The organism is Burkholderia sp. JP2-270 (assembly GCF_003233675.1).
GTDB classification, from domain to species: Bacteria; Pseudomonadota; Gammaproteobacteria; order Burkholderiales; family Burkholderiaceae; genus Burkholderia; species Burkholderia pyrrocinia_C.
In genome coordinates this window covers 1,008,918-1,027,055 of record NZ_CP029826.1, presented here as the reverse complement: position 1 = coordinate 1,027,055, position 18,138 = coordinate 1,008,918, and the positions used below count along the sequence as shown (strand labels likewise).

Genomic DNA, 18,138 nt, shown 5'->3' with positions numbered 1-18,138 from the left:
TCGCCAGTATTGCCACCCGTAGAGCAAAGCAAAGATGTCAATTCGAGGTGCCCATCGCACGTGGCTCTTGGCTCCCGAGTTGACGACATTATCGACAATCTCACCGAAATAATGCCATCACTTCGTCTATGTCCGAAGCAACGTCGTCAATTCGCGTCGTACACTCCCCTGCACGACCGTAGAGGCATGATTTATATACGATTCTCGGTATGCGAATCGTTCAGACACGCCCTGGACGACTGCATGGGCGGTGGCGGCTCGGCCGCTACTGACGGCTTCCGGCCGAGGCTATGTGAAAACTCGAAACTATCCGGTTTTCGAGTGTCGCTTTACCCCTCCCGAACCGCTTCGAAACCCGTACGTGGCGATCTGGCGAGCCGAGTTTGTCGGCCGGTGCGTTCGGCGCGGGTTGCTGAACAAAACCCGAACGGCTGCAATGAGTCGATCTGCGCCGGTCGCGCGTCACAGGGCGGCGGCCGGCGGCGTTCGGCCGGAAGCGGACAGTCGACGATCCGGTTGAAATCCTCGACAATCTTCGGGGCCTTGCCTGGTTGCGCGAGGTCGTGAACCCGTTTCCGCCGTCGTCCAACCTGTCCTCGCCAGTAACCATGCCTCTACCGCTCGTCTTCTTGCCCGCAATGCCGTGCGACGGACGGATGTATGCCGATCAACTCGAAAGGTTGAGCGATCTGGTCGCGCCGTCTGTTCGAGTGCTTGCCTGCCCTACGTTCGCGGAAAGTGCCGAGAACCTGCTCGCTTCCATTGACGGCCCATTCATCATTGCAGGCACGGCCTATGGTGGCTGTCTCGCGATGGAAGTGCTGGCGCGCGCGCCCGAACGAGTACGTGGACTCTGGTTGATGAATTGTCAGCCGGGGGTACATCCGTATCCGGACACGGTTCGCGCCACTAGTCGCAGGATTCGGGCGGGCGAGCATGAGCAGGTGATCGCCGAATTCGCCGAGAACGCCATTCCGCCTGAAGATGCCGGGTCGAGAGCAGTGTTCGTTCAAATGGCTCGCGATGCCGGAGCGGACAGGTTCGCGCGACAATCCGATGCGACGTTGACCCGTTCGGATCGGTGGTCGACACTGGCAACCAGCACGATTCCAGCACTGCTCATATGGGGCAACGCAGACCGCTTCGTTCCGGTCGATGTCGGCCTTCGTATCGCCAAGCTGATGCCACATGCTCGATTCGAGCCGCTGGAAGGATGCGGGCATTTTCCAACACTGGAGCGGCCATCGCTCTGCACCGACATTTCTCGACGCTGGCTGATCGAGCAAGTTGTCGGCAGCCCGGTTCACGGTGTCGCATTCAGATGAGAAAAAAGGTGAGCTGCCGGGGAAGAATGGGCCAGTTTCGGTTACTCGACCGTATGGCCGGATTTGGTGACAATCTCAGCCGTCCTGCTCGTTTAGGCCACGTAGATCCGCGATGAATCTCAACGAAAGATTAGTCGAAATAGCCCGACAGTCACCGTGGTGTATGTCTGCGCTGTGGGCGGCACGTGCAATGGGCCTGAAATCCTGGTGCATTGGCGCAGGGGCCATTCGTAATTTGGTCTGGGACTCGCTTCACGGATATGTGGCACCGACACGCCCAGCCGACGTCGATTTGGCCTACTTCGACCCGTCCGATTTGTCGTCGATTCGCGATGCCGAAATCCAGCGCAGCCTAACGGCGCAGTGTCCCGACATTCCGTGGGAGGTCACAAATCAGGCCGCTGTTCATCTCTGGTTCGAGAGTGTCTTTGGACATCCAGTGTCCCCGTTCAGTTCACTGGCCCAAGCCATTGCGTCGTGGCCGGAGTACGCGACGGCGGTAGGACTGACTTTGCTTCGTGACGGGACAATCGATGTCTGCTCACCATATGGACTTGACGATATTTTTTCCATGGTGGTACGACGCAATCCGGCGCGTGTCAGCATTGATACCTATCTTCAGCGAATCCAGCAGAAAAGATACCAGGACCGCTGGCCCCGTGTGACCATCATCGTTTAGAAATGCTGCAGGCAGTCAAGGGGAGTGTTACCGACGGAAGTCGACCATGGTCAATCGACGCGAGAGGATGCCTGAATGCTCACAACAGCGTTCGTCGTTGAGGTTCCCGCAGTCGAGTCGGCAGTAGCGGACCGTCGGAGCCGGTTTGATGCTACTGCCAACCTGGGTGTGCCGGCGCATGTCACGGTTCTGTTTCCTTTCATGCCGCCTGTCGAAATTACGCCCGATGTCCTTCGTCAGGCACAAAGCGCGCTGAGTGTTGTGCAGCCGTTCGAATTTTCGTTGAGGAAGGTCGAGCGGTTTGCGGTCACCGTTTATCTTGCTCCCGATCCGCCAGAACCGTTCGTCGCGTTGACGACTGCGCTGGTCGAGCGCTTCCCCACGTTTCGTCCCTATGGTGGTGCACACGATGGCATCGTTCCACATCTGACTGTCGCGCACGGGGATGCTGCGACAGCACACTTGGCTGCCGTCGAGCTCGAACATCGGCTGTCTGCGCGGGGGGCGATTCGAACGTGCTGCAGCTCTGTCACGCTACTGGAGAACGCGTCGGGTCGCTGGAGGAAGATGCATGTGATTGATCTTCCAAATGGCTACGTGTAGTGCTGATCGACCGCAGTCGAGTCTGGACAGTTCCATGGCACTAAGCGTCTGGCCCATCTGAAGCGAACGGCCGCTTTGTAGAAGGCCGGCCGACTGTTTTGGGTCGGAAGTCGCCCGTCGCAGAGCAGCGGCCGGCGGAATTCAGCCAGCAAGCGGGTAGACCTCGCCTTCATCGCCCCGGATGACGGCAGAAAGCGCTACGGCCAGTTGCATAGCCGCCGCCATCGTTGGATCGACCGCGGATAGATTCCGAGGCGCGTTGAAACTTGCACCGCCCCGATTCCAGCTAAAGGTCTTGATCCATTCGCCATCGACAAGGACCGCGACATCGCCAGGTCTTCCCGGAATCGAAATCCTTTCGCCCGTCACTGGATTCACCGACGTGACCGGGCGCTCGTCTTCTTTTAAAGAGGCTTGCCCGAGGATAGCGGCCCGCCATTCATCCAGCGAGATGGACGGATCACGTTCGATGTGCAGTCGATAAGCCATAGCAGAAACCGGAACGGTAGGGGGTGGATTACGCTAACATGAATGACGGCTTAGGAGAAAACCGGGTGGTCGCGGGGGGCACGAAGGTGTCGTCGAGCGGCGCGGGCGGCATCCGGCCATCAAGCGACGTTTCCCTTTGATCACGCTCGGTCGATTCAGCACATCGTAGCTAGTGGTCATGTTGACCCACTCCGGCCACGCCGTCTGAGTGCGATTGCCTGCGGCGTCCGACGCACCTGTCGCTTTGGATGGAGACGGATATGCAGGCATACCTCTCACACTTCGACGGTTGCTTGTGCCGCTTTCTACAAGTCATGCTTAAGTAAAACTGCTAGCGAGCCGAAGCGCGACCGGGCACAGGCCCTTGTGCCTGCGCCCGGGACAGCCGGCTTTGAATACGCCCTCCTGTCCTTCCAGATTCGACGCTACGCGCCGAACCGGATCGCGCCGTTCTCGATGGCAGCCTGGCTGCCGTATTGCCAGGTGATGTTGCGGTGTTCATGTCCGATCGGCAGACCCGAGTAGATCGGCAGGCCAAAGCCGCCCAGCACGTCGACAAGCATCTGCTCGAGCGTGAAATCCGCGCCGTCCGGGATCGGGCAGCGCGTGAATTGCCCGAGCACGAACGCACGGGCTCCGTCGAACGCGCCGCTCAGGCGCAGTTGCGTCAGGCTGCGGTCGAGCCGGTAGCCGAACTCCGTCACGTCCTCCAGCAGTACGATCGCGTCGCGTGAGCGAAGCGACCAGCGCGTACCCGCGACGCTCGCGAGTACCGTCACGTTGCCGCCGCACAGACGTCCCCGCACTGCACCAGGGGCGCCGGACAAATGCCGCAGACTCAGCGCGGCGCGTTCGTCGCCGGTCAGCACAGCGCGAATGTCGGCGCGCGTCGCGTCGTCGACCTTGGTCGCCAGACTGTGAAATGTCGGGCCATGCAGCAAACGCACGCCGGGCCGATCCGCGAGTGCGCAGAACAGTGACGTTGCGTCGGAAAAGCCGATGATCGTCTTTGGCGTCGCGATCTCGTCGGGCAAGTGCTCAAGCAAATGCGCGCAACCGAATCCCCCCGCGCGAGCCACACGATCTCGATCGACGGATCCATCAGGGTGCGCCGCAGGTCGTCCGCGCGCTCCTCGGCGGTACCGGCGAAATAGCGGTACCGGCTGCCGAGATGCGCGCCCGCCCTGACCTCAAAGCCCCAACTTTCGACGAGCGCAATGCCACGCGCGATGCCTTCCGGATCGGGCACACCCGCAGGCGCGACCACGCCCACCGCCTTGCGTCGTGATTCCATTGAATGGCTACCTTGATGACGGAGAACCTGCTGAATATATCCTACACCGCTTGCTAACGGCTCAGCCTTGTAACGCAGCGTCGTGCGCGCGAGGTGCTGCTTGGAAGCGGTCGTTGCGGTAGAAGGAGCCCGAACGGCTGTTGAGGGTTGCGGATTCAACCCGTCGATGCAACGAATTGATGAAAGCGCTCAGCCGGTGTATCGAAGTCTAGCGTCTTTCGAGGACGCTCATTGAGCCGCTTGGCAACAGCGTTGAGCGTGGCCTGTGAATAGGCCGAGAGGTCGATCCCCTTTGGGAAATACTGTCTGAGGAGCCCATTTGTGTTCTCGTTCGAGCCCCGTTGCCAAGGGCTCTGCGGATCACAAAAATAGACCTTGACGTCGGTGGCCACGGTGAAACGCGTGTGATCGGCCATCTCCTTGCCGTGATCCCAGGTCAGTGATTTGTATAGTTCGTGAGGAAGCTTGCCGTCGGAACCTGTCCGCATTTTTGTGGGCGAGGCGGTTGAACAACAGGTTATCCACGCGCCTGCGTAAGCCGTTCGCCGAACAGAATAGCAAACTGGTTCATCGCTGATTTCCAGTCGAAGGCGGCCCTCACGGTCTTGGCCAGTACGTTGCGCAGCGCCAGCCAGAGCAGCTTGATGGCCGCCTCGTCGTTCGGGAAGTGACCGCGCGTCTTGATGATCTTGCGCAATTGCATGTTCAAGCTCTCGATGGCGTTTGTCGTATAAACGACTCGCCGAATTTCCGGCGGGAACACGTAGAACGGCACGACGTGCTCCCACGCGCGTTGCCACGACTGCACGATCGTCGGGTACTTCGCGCCCCAAGGTCCGTCGGCGAAGTCTTGCAGCGCTTGCCTTGCTGCCTCTTCGCTGGCAGCCGCGTAGATCGGGCGCAGCGCCGTGGCGAGTACCTTGCGGTCCTTGTAGCTGGCGTATTCGAGGCTGTTGCGGATCAGATGCACGATGCAGGTCTGAACGGTGGTCCGCGGATAGGCCGCGCTGATGGCTTCGGTTAGCCCCTTCAGGCCATCGACCACGGCGATCAGGATGTCCTGGCAGCCGCGCGTCTTGAGTTCATTGAACACCTTGAGCCAGAACTTGGCGCCCTCGGTCTGCTCGATCCAGAGGCCCAGCACATCGCGCTGGCCATCGGCTTGGATGCCCAAGGCCAGATAGACGGCCTTGTTGCTGACCACCCCGTCGTCGCGGATCTTGACCCGCAGCGCATCGAAGAACACGACCGGATACATCGCCTCGAGTGGGCGGCTCTGCCAGCTCAGCGCTTCGGCCATCACCTCGTCGGTGACCGAGCTGATGAAGTCGGGCGACACTTCGGTGCCGTATTGCTCGGCCAGAAACCCTTGAATCTCGCGCACGCTCATGCCACGCGCGTACATCGCAATGATGCGTTCGTCGAAGCCGGTGAAGCGGCGCTCGTGCTTGGGAATCAGGATCGGCTCGAAGCTGCCGTCACGGTCACGAGGGACTTCGACACGAACCGGGCCGCGATCCGTGATGACCGTCTTGCCGCTGGCGCCGTTGCGCTCGTTGGCTTGTCCGGCCGGCTTGGACTGGCCCGACGGGTAGCCCAGATGCAGATTCATCTCGGCGCCCATCGCCCGTTCGATGATCGCCTTGTTGAACGCCAGCATCAGATCCTGAACCTCGGTCGGCGTCATCGGCCCCTTGACCAACTGGTCCAGCAGTTCCTTGGGCAACTCAGGCAGCGGCCCGCGGGCCGCTGCCTGACGCGCTACGGTTTGCCTCTTCTTCTTCATCGGCATATCCATGACTTTTATACCTCATGATATGCCCCGCCCACGAAATGACGGATAGGTCCTGCCGGCGTGTCGGATCAATGCGTTGATGACCGTTTCCATATCCTTACTGGCAACCTTCACCAGCATCACGAAGCGGCTCTTACGCTCGACAAGAGTGGCAATCTGGCTGTTCGCGCTGCCGAACAGCAGATCGCCTTCCCAGTGGCCCGGTATCGCACGATCATCAACGGTCGCGGGACGTTCACTAATCGGGACGGTGTCGCAGATTCTGCCGTGGTCGTCGGTCTTCATCGTGTGATGACGCGAACGACGCATAGCTCGCGAGCGCCGTAAATGCTCGAGCAATTCCTTTTTGAGTGTACCGCGAGCTTGTATATAGAGGCTGCGGTTTATGGTTTCGTGCGACACCTGATAGTCCCTGTTGACCGCATACACGTGCTTAAGCCAACCGGCGATCTGCTCAGGTGACCACTGCAGCCTGAGCTTGCTTGCCACGACCTGGGCGAGCTCCCGGTTCCTGACGAGCTTGCAGACTTGGGGGCGACGGGCTCGCTCCCACGCAAGTTCGTCAGCATCGTTCGCCCGATAACCCTGCACACCGCCGTTCCGCTTGAACTCGCGGCTAATGGTGGACGGAGCACGTGCGAGCCGAATCGCAATCGCGCGAATCGAATCGCCAGCAACCACTGAGCGCGAGATCTCCCCCCGCTCGGCAAGGGTTAGTGCCAAGCTCGAACGGTGCCGTTGCTTTGGCTGTATGCCCCCCGTTTCGGCCAGAATCCCTTGTACCGAGGAATGGTTCCGATCAAACAACTGGGCGATCTGCTGCAGCGACTCGCCCTTGCGCCAGCGCTCCCACATTAGCGCTTTCTCGCTGTCTGTATAGTAGATCCGCCGTCTCTGTTTCATTGCAACACTCCTCGCTGCTATGCAGCCTCAAGTGTGTTGCATCGACGGGTTGAATCCGCAGTCGGCAACCGCCGGCCGCATCCGTCGGTTGGCGGCCATCAAGAGACACTCGAAATGCGAGTCCGAATGACCGGAGTGCAAGCCATACCCAGTCATTCAATGGAGGAGCGCCACTTCACGAGGTCGTGTCTTTCGGCACTTGGTGGCAGCAATACAGCGACTGCATCTGCAAAGTAACCTCTTCAATGCCCGTCGACGCCAAGGCCAAACTCACGGAAGAGAACTGGGGCATGGCCTTCCGGCGAGATCATGCGCTGCTCGGTTTGTCCGTTTGAGACGGTTTTCAGTGTGTCTCCAAACAGAATTTTTCGACCGGTCTCGTTGTGCAGAACGATTAGCATCTTTTGCACGAAAATCGCATCAGGGTGTGTCGAATTCAAGTAGTTGGCGGGGGCGAAATCGATCCACTCCTGTGGAGACAGATCGAACGCGTACTGATTCGCCCATTGCCCGTCGACACGCGCCTTCAACAAATACTCGCGATCGCTCGTCTTGCTCAGCATGAACGTGTCGCAATCCTGGTTGACTTCGACGTCAAGCACGTCCAGTCGCATCGGCGCCCTGATTCCATAACTTCCGAAGCCAAGATCGCACAGCCATTGCTCGCCGTTCAAGGTCAGCACGATTGCCATATGAGTCTTCGGTCTTTTGACCGGATAGAACATCGGCCTTGCGGCGACGAACTGATACGGGACTCCAAGGGCCTGCAAGGCCATTGCGAATACGCCATTCACCTCGTAGCAGTATCCACCGCGTTTGCGATGGAGGATCTTCTCGACGATGTCTTCGGGTGCGAGGGAAACGCCTTTTCTTGCCAGTACGTCAAGATTCTCGAACGGAACAGTGAACAGCTGCTTTCGCATCATCGCGCTGATTGTGGCGATATCCGCTACCGCTGGTTGTTCGAAGCCTATCCGCTCGAAGTAGTGCTGCAAGATGAAGTTCTCTGCTTTCATTATTCGACTGTCCTGACCTGACTGGATTGTTCAAAGGTGTTCTGTCTAGCTGCCATACCAGCAATCGAAGCCGTCATCGGGCGAGATTGCTCGCCGCATGGGCTGCAAAGAAACTTCCGGCAACATCGAGTGCGGCGGCCACGGCCTCCTTGCCGACGTCGAGATGCGTGACCCAGCGCTGCTGGGTTGCCCCATACGCCGAAGCGACACCGATGCCGTGCGCGCAGAGGTGGTCCGCAAAGGCCGAAGCGAATTCAGTGGCGACATTCACGAAGACGATATTGGTGTCCGGCTTTGACACGGACAGACCAGGCAGCGACGCCAGGCCCTGCGCCAGCGAATGGGCGTTGGCATGATCGTCTGCCAACCGCTCGACGTTGTGTTCGAGTGCATGGAGTCCGGCCGCAGCGAGCACGCCTGACTGCCGTAATCCGCCGCCGAGCATCTTGCGCACGCGCCGGCCCCTGGCAATGTCGGACGCTGAACCGGCGAGCACCGAACCGACCGGCGCCCCCAGCCCCTTGGACAGGCACACGGAGACGGTGTCGAACGGCCGCGCCAGCGTGTCGACCGAAACCTCCAGTGCCGCCGCTGCATTGAACAGTCGCGCACCGTCCAGATGGCAGTTGAGCCCGTACCGCCGAGCCAGCGCCGTCGCTTCATCAACGAAGCGCGGCGCAAGGACCTTGCCTCCGATCGTATTCTCGAGCGCAAGCAGGCGTGTGCGTGCAAAGTGCGGATCGTCCGGCTTGATCGCTTCCTCAATGTCCGCCAGGAGAAGCGTTCCGTCCGCCTGGTTACCCAGCGGTTGAGGCTGGATGCTGCCCAGGACAGCTGCGCCCCCAGCTTCCCAGCGATAGCAGTGGGCGTTCTGGCCGACGATATATTCGTCACCGCGTTCGCAATGCACCATCAGCGCGATCAGGTTCGACTGCGTCCCCGACGGGACGAACAGTGCGGCCTCCTTTCCGAGCATTTCGGCTATGCGCGCTTCCAGTCGGCGGACAGTCGGGTCGTCGCCCAGGACATCGTCGCCCACTTCTGCGGCGGCCATGGCAGCTCGCATGGCCGGACTCGGTCGGGTAACGGTATCGCTACGGAAGTCGTATCGAATTGCGGTGCTCATGGCGTCTCCCTGAAAGAGCGCCTATGGTGACCGTCCGCCCAGCGCACGCCTATACACAACAGCAACGAATCTGTTACATAACAGATTGGCTCAAGCGGATGATGGGAATACAGCGTATGGACACCTCGATGCCCCGATACCGGCAACTCGCACAGCGGTTGTGGGACGGTATCGTCCAGGCCGGGCTCGCGAACGGCAGCCGCCTTCCGTCGGTGCGTACACTGGCGGCACAGCACGGTGTGAGTCTGACGACAGCGTTGCAGGCGTTGCGCTGGCTGGAGACACAGGGAAACATCCAGGCGCGCCCGCGTTCGGGTTACTACGTGGCCAGGCTGGCAGAACGGGAGAACTCGGCTCGCACGGTCAGATGGCCGAACCCCTTGCCGGAACTGGATGCTCAGGCGCGCGATCATCTTGCGATGGTCGGTTCGCCATGCGCCGTCCGGCTCGACCTCGCTGCCGGCGAACCGTCTCTTTACCCCGTCGACCGGTTCGGCGTCCTGCTACGACGCCTCGCATACCAGCAGAAGAACCTCGTAGGGGCCCATGTCCGGGGAACGGGGCACCCGGAGCTTCGGCGTGAGATCGTTCGTCAGGCGATGCAATATCCCTGCGACCTCGACCCGGATGAACTGGTGATAACCAACGGGTGTGTAGAAGCGTTGAACCTCGCACTCAGGGCTGTTACGCGTCCCGGCGACGTGGTGGCTGTCGAGTCGCCGACGTATTTCGCCTTGTTGCAGATGCTGCGCGCCCTCGAGTTAACGGCGCTTCCGATACCCTGCCTGCCAGCGATCGGCATGGACCTTGACGTGCTGAGAGACGCGCTTGACCAAGTCCCGGTCAAGGCGGTTGTCACGATTGCCAACGCCAACAATCCCGTTGGCAGTGTTGCGCCCGATACCGCCAAGCGTGCGCTCGTCGAACTGCTAAGGGGCCGCAATATTCCTTTGGTCGAGGACGACATCTTCGGCGACGTCTGTTTTGGTGAAACGCGACCGCGCCCGGTCCGGGCCTTTGATACCGACGGCAACGTCCTCCTTTGCGGGGGATTCTCGAAAAGCCTCTGTCCAGGATTGCGTTTGGGATGGATTGCCGCTGGGCGCTTTACCGAGCGGGTGAAGGCGCTGAAGTACACGACCAGTATGGCGACGGCCGAACTGCAACAGGTTGCGGTCGCGGAAATGCTTGCGGGCGGCGGCTACGCACTGCACCTCAGGCGACTCAAGACCGCCCTCCAGCACCAGCAAAGAAGCTTGCGTGACGCAATTTTGCGCTACTTCCCGGTTGGCACGGAGGTGAGCAGCCCGGCTGGAGGATTCGTGCTCTGGGTCCGGCTGCCTCGGATCAATGGCCGCTTCGTCAGTACGCGACCGCTGTTCGAACAGGCTCGGGCCGAAGGGATCGGTTTCACGCCTGGACATCTCTTCGGCCAGGGACAGGCCTTTGACGATTGCCTCCGCGTGAACGCCGGCTATCGCTGGACGAACGAACTTGAGGCCGCGATCGAGCGTTTAGGCGCGCTCGCAAAAATCACCTCCTTTTCCGCCAAGACGAGCGTCACATCTCGGCCGTGAAGCAGACAGTCACTCCGCTCGCCTGAAAGGCTGCAACGGGTCGGCATCCGCCGGCCGCACCCGGCGGTTGGCGGCCAACTGCGGCCAGCAGGGATGAAACGTTGTCAGGCCGCTTCGATTAATCAAGCGGCCTTTCATCGTCATGTCTTCAAATGGGCAGCTCCATCGAGAATGCGTGTGCCGCAGCCATCGTATCCGTAAGCGTGTCCCCAGCACCGTCTCGACTGGGTGAAAAGAAGTTGCCAGAGTAGTCCCCACCAAAGTAGTGGAGACCAAATTGGCAACAGACGCACCGAAAAGAACTTCACGCAAAGGCATCCCGAATCACCCGATCGAATTTCGACGGCATCTGGCCAAGCTGGCGTGCGAGCCGGGCGTATCGGTGGCGCGCCTGGCGATGGATCATGGGGTGAATCCGAACCTGGTGTTCAAATGGCGCCGAGCGTTGCGTGCCGGCGAATACGATCCGGTGGATTTGCTGCCCGTGACCGTGGAAGCACCGGCGCAAGAGATGGAGCAGCCGACCCCGGCCCCAGTCGCCAGTGCCGCTCCGGCGGGCGCCATCGAGATCAGCGTGGGCAACACCCGCGTGCGCATCGAAGGCTCGCCCCACGAAGCCACGCTGTTGCTGGTGCTCCGCATGCTGCGCGGCGCGTCGGGACCGACAGCATGATCGGGCTGCCCAGCCACACGAAGATCTGGCTGGCTGCCGGCGTGACCGACATGCGTTCGGGCTTCAATAGCTTGGCCGCGAAGGTCCAGACCGTGCTGGAGCGAGACCCGTTCAGCGGCCACGTGTTCGTGTTCCGCGGCAAGCGTGGCGATCTGGTCAAAGTGTTGTGGTGGAGCGGCGACGGCATGTGTCTGCTGATGAAACGCCTGGAGCGCGGTCGGTTCGTGTGGCCACGTGCCGATGGTGGCGTGGTGTGCCTGAGCCAGGCGCAACTGTCGATGCTGCTCGAAGGCATCGATTGGCGGCAGCCGATACGCACGGCGGAGCCGACCTCGGCGTTGTAAACCTGCTGGCCGCCGCGTAGACTGCCGGCATGACTACGGCAAACGCCTATCCAGACGACATCGAAGCGCTCAAGGCTATGCTGCTTGAGCGTGATGCGCGCATCGGACATCTGGAAGACGTGGTCGAATCGCACGAGGCGGCGAACGCTACCGCCAAGGCCGAGATCGAGCATCTGAAGCTGCTGATCGCAAAGCTGCGCCGCATGCAGTTCGGCCGCAGTTCCGAGAAACTGGACCGCCAGATTGAGCAGCTTGAGTTGCGACTGGAGGAACTCGAGGCCGACGAAGGTGCTGCTCCCATCGAGATTCCGAAGGCAACGCGCACTGCACCGGAGCAAGCGCCGCGCAAACCGCTTCCCGAGCATCTGCCGCGCGAGATCCTGACGTACTGGCCGGAATCAGGCGAAACCTGCACTGCGTGTGGTGGCCCTATGAGGCAACTCGGCGAAGACGTCTCCGAACAGCTTGAATATGTACCGGCCAGCTTCCGCGTGATCCGCCATGTGCGCCCGAAACTGGCGTGTACGTGCTGCGACCATATCGCGCAAGCGGCTGCGCCGAGCCGCCCCATCGAGCGTGGCCTGGCTGGTCCGGGCTTGCTGGCCCATGTGCTGGTCGCGAAGTTCGCGGATCACCTGCCGTTGTATCGCCAGTCAGTGATCTACGCGCGCGAGGGTGTCGATCTGGATCGCTCGTTGCTGGCGAAATGGGTGGGCCATGGCGCGAACCTGCTGCGACCGCTGGTCGACGCCTTACGCCGGCACGTCATGGCGGCCACGAAACTGCATGCCGACGATACGCCGGTACCGGTACTCGTGCCGGGTAATGGCAAGACCAAGACCGGACGGCTGTGGGTCTATGTGCGCGACGACCGAAACTCGGCCGACATGACGCCGCCAGCCGTCTGGTTCACCTATACGCCCGACCGCAAGGGCATCCATCCGCAGCAGCATCTCCAGCCGTTCAACGGTACGTTGCAAGCCGATGCGTACGGCGGATACCAGGCGATTTACGAAACCGGGCAGGTAACAGAAGCAGCCTGCTGGGCCCATGCCCGGCGACAGTTCTATGAACTGCATGCCGCGCGACCGAATGCCTTGAACACCGAGGCGCTGGAGCGTATCGGCGCGTTGTACAAGATCGAGGAAGCGATCCGGGGCAAGCCGCCCGATGAACGGCGGGCGTACCGGCAAACCCACGCCAGGCCATTGCTTGAACAGTTCCATACGTGGCTGAGTGCCACGTTGGAAACGCTCTCGCGCAAATCCGACACGAGCCGGGCGATCCTCTATGCGCTGAATCGGTGGGAGGCGCTCACACGCTACTGTGACGACGGGCAGTTGGAGATCGACAACCTGCCGGTCGAGCGCGCACTGCGCGGCGTAGCTATCGGACGGCGCAACTACTTGTTCGCGGGGGCAGACTCAGGTGGCGAGCGCGCTGCCGCTATCTACAGCCTGATTGGCACCGCCAAGCTCAATGACATCGATCCGGAAGCATATCTGCGCCATGTGCTGGCGCGCATTGCGGATCATCCGATCAACCGGATTGATGACCTGCTGCCCTGGCCTCTGGCACAGGATCTGGCTTAGTCCTCGTACGAGATCGGCGCTTCGGCGCAATCCAGGACAATCGAGTGCATGCGGATCTCACACCACTCCTTGAATAGCTTGAGCGTACGACCTTGCGGCCATAGACGCTCGTCGACATACCAGTCCTCGAGCATGCGTTCGAAAATGACCTGCCAGTGCTTCTGTAACCAACGCTTGGCAGCGGCATCGGGATCGCTACCGGATGCAGGAACCAGAAAAGCGTTTGCGTTCTCGCTGGCTTGTTCCAGCGTCAATGCCATGCCTGGGGCAGAATCGACGCTGTTGATCCAGGTAACAAACGGAGCCTTCGGCACCACGATGGCAACAACTCGGTTCGCGATAAAACGTGGCTCCACTGGCATCTCGGCGATCTCGATTGGAAAGCCGCCATGCTAAAGCAATACGGTGTCGGTGCCACGCTTACTCGTATCCAGTGCTTCGCGCAACAGCAGAATCTTGCCGTTGCTCGCCACCAGCCGCCCTGCATACATCTGTCGATAGATTTTCCCCGTCGATGGCACGAGCGCTTCGACTTCATATTCGGCGAATACCTGCTCAGGTGTTTCGATCAGCAGCCGCGCGTTTCGGAACGCAAAATCCGGCACTTTCGCGAGCAGCGAGGCGATGAAGCCTTCGATCGCTTTTGGCCCCTGTGCCCGCCCGTCAATGCCAAGCGACTTCAGATAAGGGAGTTCCAGCACGCCGTCGTCGGCAAACAGTGCGCCGGCCGCGCGTGGGTCGCGAATCGATTCGAGGTAAGCGAAAAGCAGTTGTTTGGCGTTGTTCATGATCGGCTCGATAAAGGCGTTAAAGGATGCGATTCATTGCAGACGCGTCTTCAACGCAGTCGCCATCTGCTGCACAGCGGCGCGCGTCGGTGCGTCGGCAGCAAGCACGTTGAGCAGGCCGAAGTCGTGGATCGTGCCTTTGTACTGGGTCGTCGTCACGTCGTTGCCCGCCTGGTCGAGCCGATATCCATATGCCTCGCCTTCGTCGCGCAGCACGTCGAACTGCGCCGTCTGGATGAGCGCGGGCGGCAAGCCCTTCAATTCGTCGAGCGAGGCGCGCAGCGGCGACGCATAGCGTTCGTTGCGCTCGGCTTCGTCGATCGTGTAGGCATTCCAGAACCACTTCATCATGTCGCGGCTCAGGAAGTAGCCATTTGCGAAGGCGTCGTACGAGGCATTGTCGAGCGCGTGGTCGGCCACCGGCCACATGAGGCCCTGGAAGCGGATTGCCGGGCCTTGACGGTCCTTCGCCATCTGGCTGATGACCGCGGCCATGTTGCCGCCCACGCTGTTGCCCACGACGGCCAGCCGCGCACCATCGACGCCGATCTCCGCGCCATGTGCGGCAACCCACTTCGTCGCGGCGTAAGCTTCGTTGATCGCGACCGGGTAGCGCGCTTCGGGCGAAGGCGTGTATTCGACGAACACCGCCGCCGAGCCCGACTCGACAACAAGATCCCGCACGAGACGCTCATGAGTCGGGTAGTCGCCGAGAATCCAGCCACCGCCGTGGAAGAACATGAAAACGGGCAGCACGCCGCCCGCATCCTGGGGCTTGACGACGACAAGCGACACGACCAGGCCGTCCTGCTCGACCGTGCGGCGCATGACGTCGATACCCGAAACGTCGACCGGCACGCTGCGCTGGGCGCCTGCCAGGACTTCGCGCGCTTCGGCGGGCGTGAGCGTCTCGATTGCCGGGCCGGTGGCGCTGTTCAGCGCGCCGAGGAAGGCAACCGTCGCGGTATCGGGCGTGTTCGGTGTGACTTGCGTGTTCATCGTGATTCTCCTTTGCCTGGTCGAGTGGCTTGCGACGTGATGTCGTGCAGCCGGTGGAAGGGAGAATACGGATCGGACGTTATTTTCGAAATAGAATCGTTTGAAATCCATCATTGCATGAATGCAACGATGGACGCAGGCTGATCAACTGCGCCGATGGATCATTTCGGCCACCGCCATGTTGGCTCGGAAAGGTGCTCGGCAAAATAATCCGACAGCGCCGCGACTTTCGCGGGCCGCGCGCGCGCCGACGGCGTAACGAAGTAAAGACCACCCTTCGTCAGCGACCAGTCGGTCAGGATTGCCTCGAGGCGGCCATCGGCCAGATATTCGCCCGCGATGAATTCAGGCAGCTCGGCGATCGCCAGGCCATCGAGCAGCGTCGGCAACAGCGCATCGGAATTGGTCACGCGCAGCGGGCCCGTCGGCATCACCGGCTCCTCCTCGCCTCGGTCGTTCGTGAAGCGCCATACAGCGCTACGCGCACGGTACGCATAAGAGAGACAGGGACGATCCGCCAGTTCGCGCGGATGCGTGGGCCGTCCTTCACGCCTCAAATATTCCGGCGACGCCACCACGAATTGCGTCACTGCGCACAACCGCCGCGCGACCAGGGATGAATCCGGAAGCGCGGCGATACGCAGCGCGGCGTCGAACCCATCGGCGACCAGATCGACCGACGCATCCGATAGATGCAGGTCGATCGACACCTCTGGATAAGCGCGAAAGAAGCCCGGCAGCAGCGGCGCAACCCAGCGCAGCCCGTACGACATCGGCACCGCCAGACGCACCAGCCCGCGTGGCTGCACCGACATTTCGCGCGCCGAGCTTTCCGCCTCCTCGGCCTGGCGATAGATCTCGCCGGCTTTCTCGCTGATTGTCCGGCCGAACTCGGTGAGCGAGAGCTGGCGCGACGTGCGATTGAAAAGCCGTGCGCCCAACCGCTCTTCCAGGCGGGCGACACCGCGCGAGACCGTGGCGACCGACACGCCCGTCGCACGCGCGGCGGCCGCAAACGACCCGTGCTCGGCCACCTTTGCGAACATCGCGAGCCCTTCGAAATCAGGTAGTTGAGCCATTTCCCCTCGTCATTTCATTTATGCAACGTTTGATTGCGATTAATTCTATTTCGAAAAGATCGGGCCGTCGATATTCTCCTCACATCGCAGCACGCAACACCGAACGTAGTTACCCACTTACCAACCGCAAGGAGAATCACCATGGCACGCAAACTCGACAACAAGATCGCACTCGTCACCGGCGCAACCAGCGGTATCGGTCTCGCCACCGCTCAACGCTTCGCGGCGGAAGGCGCTCACGTCTACCTTACGGGCCGCCGCCAGGCCGAACTCGATGCCGCCGTGCAGGGCATTCGCGAAGCCGGCGGCAAGGCGACCGGCGTACGTTCGGATTCCACCAAGCTGAGTGAACTCGACGCGCTGTATGCACAAATCAAGGAAGAACAGGGGCACCTCGACGTGCTGTTCGTGAACGCCGGCGGCGGCTCGATGCTGCCGCTCGGCAGCATCACCGAAGCGCACTACGACGACACCTTCGACCGAAACGTGAAGGGCGTGCTGTTCACGGTGCAAAAGGCGCTGCCGCTGCTTGCCGAGGGCGCATCGGTGATTCTCGCCGGCTCGACGGCGGGTAGCGCAGGCACCGCGGCGTTCAGCGTGTATTCGGCTTCGAAAGCGGCGGTCCGTGCCTTTGCACGCAGCTGGATTCTCGACCTCAAGGAGCGCCGCGTCCGCGTGAACACGATCAGCCCGGGCGCGACTCGCACGCCCGGCCTGCTCGACCTTGCCGGTGACGACGCCACGCAACGGCAAGGGCTTGCCGATTACCTGGCTTCCCTGATTCCGATGGGGCGCCTCGGTGAACCGGAAGAGATCGCTGGCGCGGCACTGTTCCTGGCCTCGGACGACGCGAGCTTCGTGAACGGTATCGAATTGTTCGTCGACGGCGGCCAGCAGCAGATCTGAGCCAGGCTGAGCACGCTGGGTGTGGTGGACGCGGTCTTCGACGATCGCGATCCACGCCCGGCGCACTCGAATCAAGCATCGTCATGATTGAACATCGGCCTTTTCCTTCGCTTGACGCAATCCGGCGCGACGGCGTCGATGTCCGCCAACATTTCCGCGCGGGCGACGTCGGGCACGCCGACCATGCGCCGCTCGGTCCGCTCCATATGTGGAACGACATCGAATTCGCGCAGCACGCTGGCCTCGGGCTTCGTGCTCACCGCGACGTCGAGATCGTCACGTGGGTACGTTCGGGGGCCATCACCCACGAAGACGATGCTGGCAATCGCGCGCGTCTGGTTGCCAATTCCGTCCACGTGATGAGTGCCGGCACGGCGATCCATCACGCCGAGCGCAACGAGGAAAATATACCCGCGCGGCAGTTCCAGATCTGGCTCCGTCCGCACACACTTGCCAGTACACCGCGCTGCGCGACGCGCGTCTGTTCGCCCGGATGTCGCGAGGGCCGATTCGTTACGCTGGCGAGCGGCGATCCGGAGGATGTCCGCGCCGGCGCGTTGCCCATTCACGCCGACGCACGTTTGCGTATCGCGACGCTGCGCGAAGGCACGGCAATCCAGCACGTTTTGCCGATGCCCGGTTCTGCTTATCTCGTTGCAGATCATGGGCGACTGGACGTAGGGCCGATCAGGCTGGCGCAACGCGATGGCATTGCCGTTCGCGATGAAACGCGGCTTGTGTTGAGGGCGCGAGACGACACTGATGTCGTGATTGTCGAGCTCTTACGCTAGGACAAGGGCTCCATTAGGGCGTGCCGCAGCCCCATTCATTGCTGTTTCCGACTTCGAGAAAATGCGCCTGTGAGAGTTAGATGGCTGTTTTGGGGTGAACCGCAGACGTTGACACTGACGTTGCCTATGGCCGAGATGGGTCGGCAGCGGAAGTGCGGC

At 61.3% G+C, this 18,138-nt stretch carries 18 protein-coding genes and 3 pseudogenes; 9 read left to right on the top strand and 12 right to left on the bottom strand.

Annotation, left to right across the window (positions count from 1 at the left end; all coding sequences use genetic code 11):
- The first annotated feature begins 608 nt into the window (after positions 1 to 608).
- The 3 genes from DM992_RS37430 to DM992_RS37420 all read left to right on the top strand — a co-directional run bounded on the left by DM992_RS37430 (position 609) and on the right by DM992_RS37420 (position 2,607).
- Complete coding sequence (locus DM992_RS37430; protein WP_111021289.1) at positions 609 to 1,325, top strand: alpha/beta hydrolase; 717 nt, start codon at positions 609 to 611, stop codon at positions 1,323 to 1,325.
- 112 nt (positions 1,326 to 1,437) lie between these two features.
- On the top strand, positions 1,438 to 2,004 hold the full coding sequence (locus DM992_RS37425; protein ID WP_111021288.1) for a nucleotidyltransferase family protein: 567 nt from the start codon (positions 1,438 to 1,440) through the stop codon (positions 2,002 to 2,004).
- A gap of 75 nt (positions 2,005 to 2,079) precedes the next feature.
- Positions 2,080 to 2,607 (top strand): 2'-5' RNA ligase family protein, encoded by a 528-nt coding sequence (locus tag DM992_RS37420; RefSeq protein ID WP_111021286.1) that lies wholly within the window; start codon positions 2,080 to 2,082, stop codon positions 2,605 to 2,607.
- A gap of 141 nt (positions 2,608 to 2,748) precedes the next feature.
- On the opposite strand, the gene DM992_RS42065 is transcribed toward DM992_RS37420, so the two are convergent.
- The 8 genes and pseudogenes from DM992_RS42065 to ltaE form a co-directional block, all read right to left on the bottom strand.
- The gene (locus DM992_RS42065) at positions 2,749 to 3,096 is read right to left on the bottom strand and encodes a hypothetical protein (RefSeq protein ID WP_162631829.1); all 348 of its coding nucleotides are present in this window, start codon (positions 3,094 to 3,096) and stop codon (positions 2,749 to 2,751) included.
- A gap of 425 nt (positions 3,097 to 3,521) precedes the next feature.
- The gene (locus tag DM992_RS43190; RefSeq protein WP_239511539.1) at positions 3,522 to 3,875 is read right to left on the bottom strand and encodes a hypothetical protein; all 354 of its coding nucleotides are present in this window, start codon (positions 3,873 to 3,875) and stop codon (positions 3,522 to 3,524) included.
- A gap of 210 nt (positions 3,876 to 4,085) precedes the next feature.
- Positions 4,086 to 4,390, bottom strand: a pseudogene (locus DM992_RS43185) (LD-carboxypeptidase); the annotation flags it as partial.
- A gap of 155 nt (positions 4,391 to 4,545) precedes the next feature.
- Positions 4,546 to 4,857: pseudogene (locus DM992_RS37410) on the bottom strand (IS30 family transposase); the annotation flags it as partial.
- 50 nt (positions 4,858 to 4,907) lie between these two features.
- The gene (locus tag DM992_RS37405; RefSeq protein WP_111021640.1) at positions 4,908 to 6,176 is read right to left on the bottom strand and encodes an IS256 family transposase; all 1,269 of its coding nucleotides are present in this window, start codon (positions 6,174 to 6,176) and stop codon (positions 4,908 to 4,910) included.
- A gap of 60 nt (positions 6,177 to 6,236) precedes the next feature.
- Positions 6,237 to 7,088: pseudogene (locus DM992_RS37400) on the bottom strand (IS30 family transposase); the annotation flags it as partial.
- Between the two features lie 242 nt (positions 7,089 to 7,330).
- Positions 7,331 to 8,104 (bottom strand): arylamine N-acetyltransferase, encoded by a 774-nt coding sequence (locus tag DM992_RS37395; RefSeq protein ID WP_111021284.1) that lies wholly within the window; start codon positions 8,102 to 8,104, stop codon positions 7,331 to 7,333.
- A gap of 73 nt (positions 8,105 to 8,177) precedes the next feature.
- On the bottom strand, positions 8,178 to 9,230 hold the full coding sequence (ltaE, locus tag DM992_RS37390) for a low-specificity L-threonine aldolase (RefSeq protein WP_111021282.1): 1,053 nt from the start codon (positions 9,228 to 9,230) through the stop codon (positions 8,178 to 8,180).
- A 116-nt stretch (positions 9,231 to 9,346) separates the two neighbouring features.
- Here ltaE and DM992_RS37385 point away from each other — a divergent pair, with 116 nt between their 5' ends.
- The 4 genes from DM992_RS37385 (at position 9,347) to DM992_RS37370 (ending at position 13,416) form a co-directional block, all read left to right on the top strand.
- A complete protein-coding gene (locus DM992_RS37385; protein ID WP_162631828.1) occupies positions 9,347 to 10,807 on the top strand; it encodes a PLP-dependent aminotransferase family protein in 1,461 nt (486 codons plus the stop codon).
- Positions 10,808 to 11,072: 265 nt separating this feature from the next.
- Positions 11,073 to 11,480: a transposase gene (locus tag DM992_RS37380; protein ID WP_034184983.1), complete on the top strand. Its 408-nt coding sequence runs from the start codon at positions 11,073 to 11,075 to the stop codon at positions 11,478 to 11,480.
- The gene (tnpB, locus tag DM992_RS37375; protein ID WP_034184982.1) at positions 11,477 to 11,824 is read left to right on the top strand and encodes an IS66 family insertion sequence element accessory protein TnpB; all 348 of its coding nucleotides are present in this window, start codon (positions 11,477 to 11,479) and stop codon (positions 11,822 to 11,824) included. The genes DM992_RS37380 and tnpB overlap by 4 nt, the downstream gene beginning before the upstream one ends.
- Before the next feature lie 29 nt (positions 11,825 to 11,853).
- Positions 11,854 to 13,416, top strand: coding sequence for an IS66 family transposase (locus tag DM992_RS37370; protein WP_111018416.1), 1,563 nt, complete (start codon positions 11,854 to 11,856; stop codon positions 13,414 to 13,416).
- Here the strand turns inward: DM992_RS37370 and DM992_RS37365 are convergent.
- The 4 genes from DM992_RS37365 to DM992_RS37350 all read right to left on the bottom strand — a co-directional run bounded on the left by DM992_RS37365 (position 13,413) and on the right by DM992_RS37350 (position 16,282).
- Positions 13,413 to 13,778, bottom strand: a complete 366-nt coding sequence (locus tag DM992_RS37365; protein ID WP_034184980.1) for a hypothetical protein — start codon at positions 13,776 to 13,778, stop codon at positions 13,413 to 13,415. The genes DM992_RS37370 and DM992_RS37365 overlap by 4 nt on opposite strands.
- Positions 13,779 to 13,808: 30 nt before the next feature.
- A complete protein-coding gene (locus DM992_RS37360) occupies positions 13,809 to 14,204 on the bottom strand; it encodes a nuclear transport factor 2 family protein (protein WP_111021278.1) in 396 nt (131 codons plus the stop codon).
- Between the two features lie 33 nt (positions 14,205 to 14,237).
- Positions 14,238 to 15,203, bottom strand: coding sequence for an alpha/beta hydrolase (locus tag DM992_RS37355; RefSeq protein WP_111021276.1), 966 nt, complete (start codon positions 15,201 to 15,203; stop codon positions 14,238 to 14,240).
- A 161-nt stretch (positions 15,204 to 15,364) separates the two neighbouring features.
- Positions 15,365 to 16,282 carry a LysR family transcriptional regulator gene (locus DM992_RS37350; protein ID WP_021157877.1) on the bottom strand — a complete coding sequence of 306 codons (918 nt, stop codon included), beginning with the start codon at positions 16,280 to 16,282 and terminating at the stop codon, positions 15,365 to 15,367.
- A gap of 141 nt (positions 16,283 to 16,423) precedes the next feature.
- Here DM992_RS37350 and DM992_RS37345 point away from each other — a divergent pair, with 141 nt between their 5' ends.
- On the top strand, positions 16,424 to 17,188 hold the full coding sequence (locus DM992_RS37345) for an SDR family oxidoreductase (RefSeq protein ID WP_111021274.1): 765 nt from the start codon (positions 16,424 to 16,426) through the stop codon (positions 17,186 to 17,188).
- A gap of 83 nt (positions 17,189 to 17,271) precedes the next feature.
- Positions 17,272 to 17,979 carry a pirin family protein gene (locus DM992_RS37340; RefSeq protein WP_111021272.1) on the top strand — a complete coding sequence of 236 codons (708 nt, stop codon included), beginning with the start codon at positions 17,272 to 17,274 and terminating at the stop codon, positions 17,977 to 17,979.
- The last annotated feature ends 159 nt before the right edge of the window (positions 17,980 to 18,138 follow it).

Coding starts and splice junctions, on each gene's coding strand:
- DM992_RS37430 (WP_111021289.1), top strand. CDS start 609: ATGCCTCTACCGCTCGTCTTCTTGCCCGCAATGCCGTGCGACGGACGG.
- DM992_RS37425 (WP_111021288.1), top strand. CDS start 1,438: ATGAATCTCAACGAAAGATTAGTCGAAATAGCCCGACAGTCACCGTGG.
- DM992_RS37420 (WP_111021286.1), top strand. CDS start 2,080: ATGCTCACAACAGCGTTCGTCGTTGAGGTTCCCGCAGTCGAGTCGGCA.
- DM992_RS42065 (WP_162631829.1), bottom strand. CDS start 3,096: ATGGCTTATCGACTGCACATCGAACGTGATCCGTCCATCTCGCTGGAT.
- DM992_RS37405 (WP_111021640.1), bottom strand. CDS start 6,176: ATGAAGAAGAAGAGGCAAACCGTAGCGCGTCAGGCAGCGGCCCGCGGG.
- DM992_RS37395 (WP_111021284.1), bottom strand. CDS start 8,104: ATGAAAGCAGAGAACTTCATCTTGCAGCACTACTTCGAGCGGATAGGC.
- ltaE (WP_111021282.1), bottom strand. CDS start 9,230: ATGAGCACCGCAATTCGATACGACTTCCGTAGCGATACCGTTACCCGA.
- DM992_RS37385 (WP_162631828.1), top strand. CDS start 9,347: ATGGACACCTCGATGCCCCGATACCGGCAACTCGCACAGCGGTTGTGG.
- tnpB (WP_034184982.1), top strand. CDS start 11,477: ATGATCGGGCTGCCCAGCCACACGAAGATCTGGCTGGCTGCCGGCGTG.
- DM992_RS37370 (WP_111018416.1), top strand. CDS start 11,854: ATGACTACGGCAAACGCCTATCCAGACGACATCGAAGCGCTCAAGGCT.
- DM992_RS37365 (WP_034184980.1), bottom strand. CDS start 13,778: ATGCCAGTGGAGCCACGTTTTATCGCGAACCGAGTTGTTGCCATCGTG.
- DM992_RS37360 (WP_111021278.1), bottom strand. CDS start 14,204: ATGAACAACGCCAAACAACTGCTTTTCGCTTACCTCGAATCGATTCGC.
- DM992_RS37355 (WP_111021276.1), bottom strand. CDS start 15,203: ATGAACACGCAAGTCACACCGAACACGCCCGATACCGCGACGGTTGCC.
- DM992_RS37350 (WP_021157877.1), bottom strand. CDS start 16,282: ATGGCTCAACTACCTGATTTCGAAGGGCTCGCGATGTTCGCAAAGGTG.
- DM992_RS37345 (WP_111021274.1), top strand. CDS start 16,424: ATGGCACGCAAACTCGACAACAAGATCGCACTCGTCACCGGCGCAACC.
- DM992_RS37340 (WP_111021272.1), top strand. CDS start 17,272: ATGATTGAACATCGGCCTTTTCCTTCGCTTGACGCAATCCGGCGCGAC.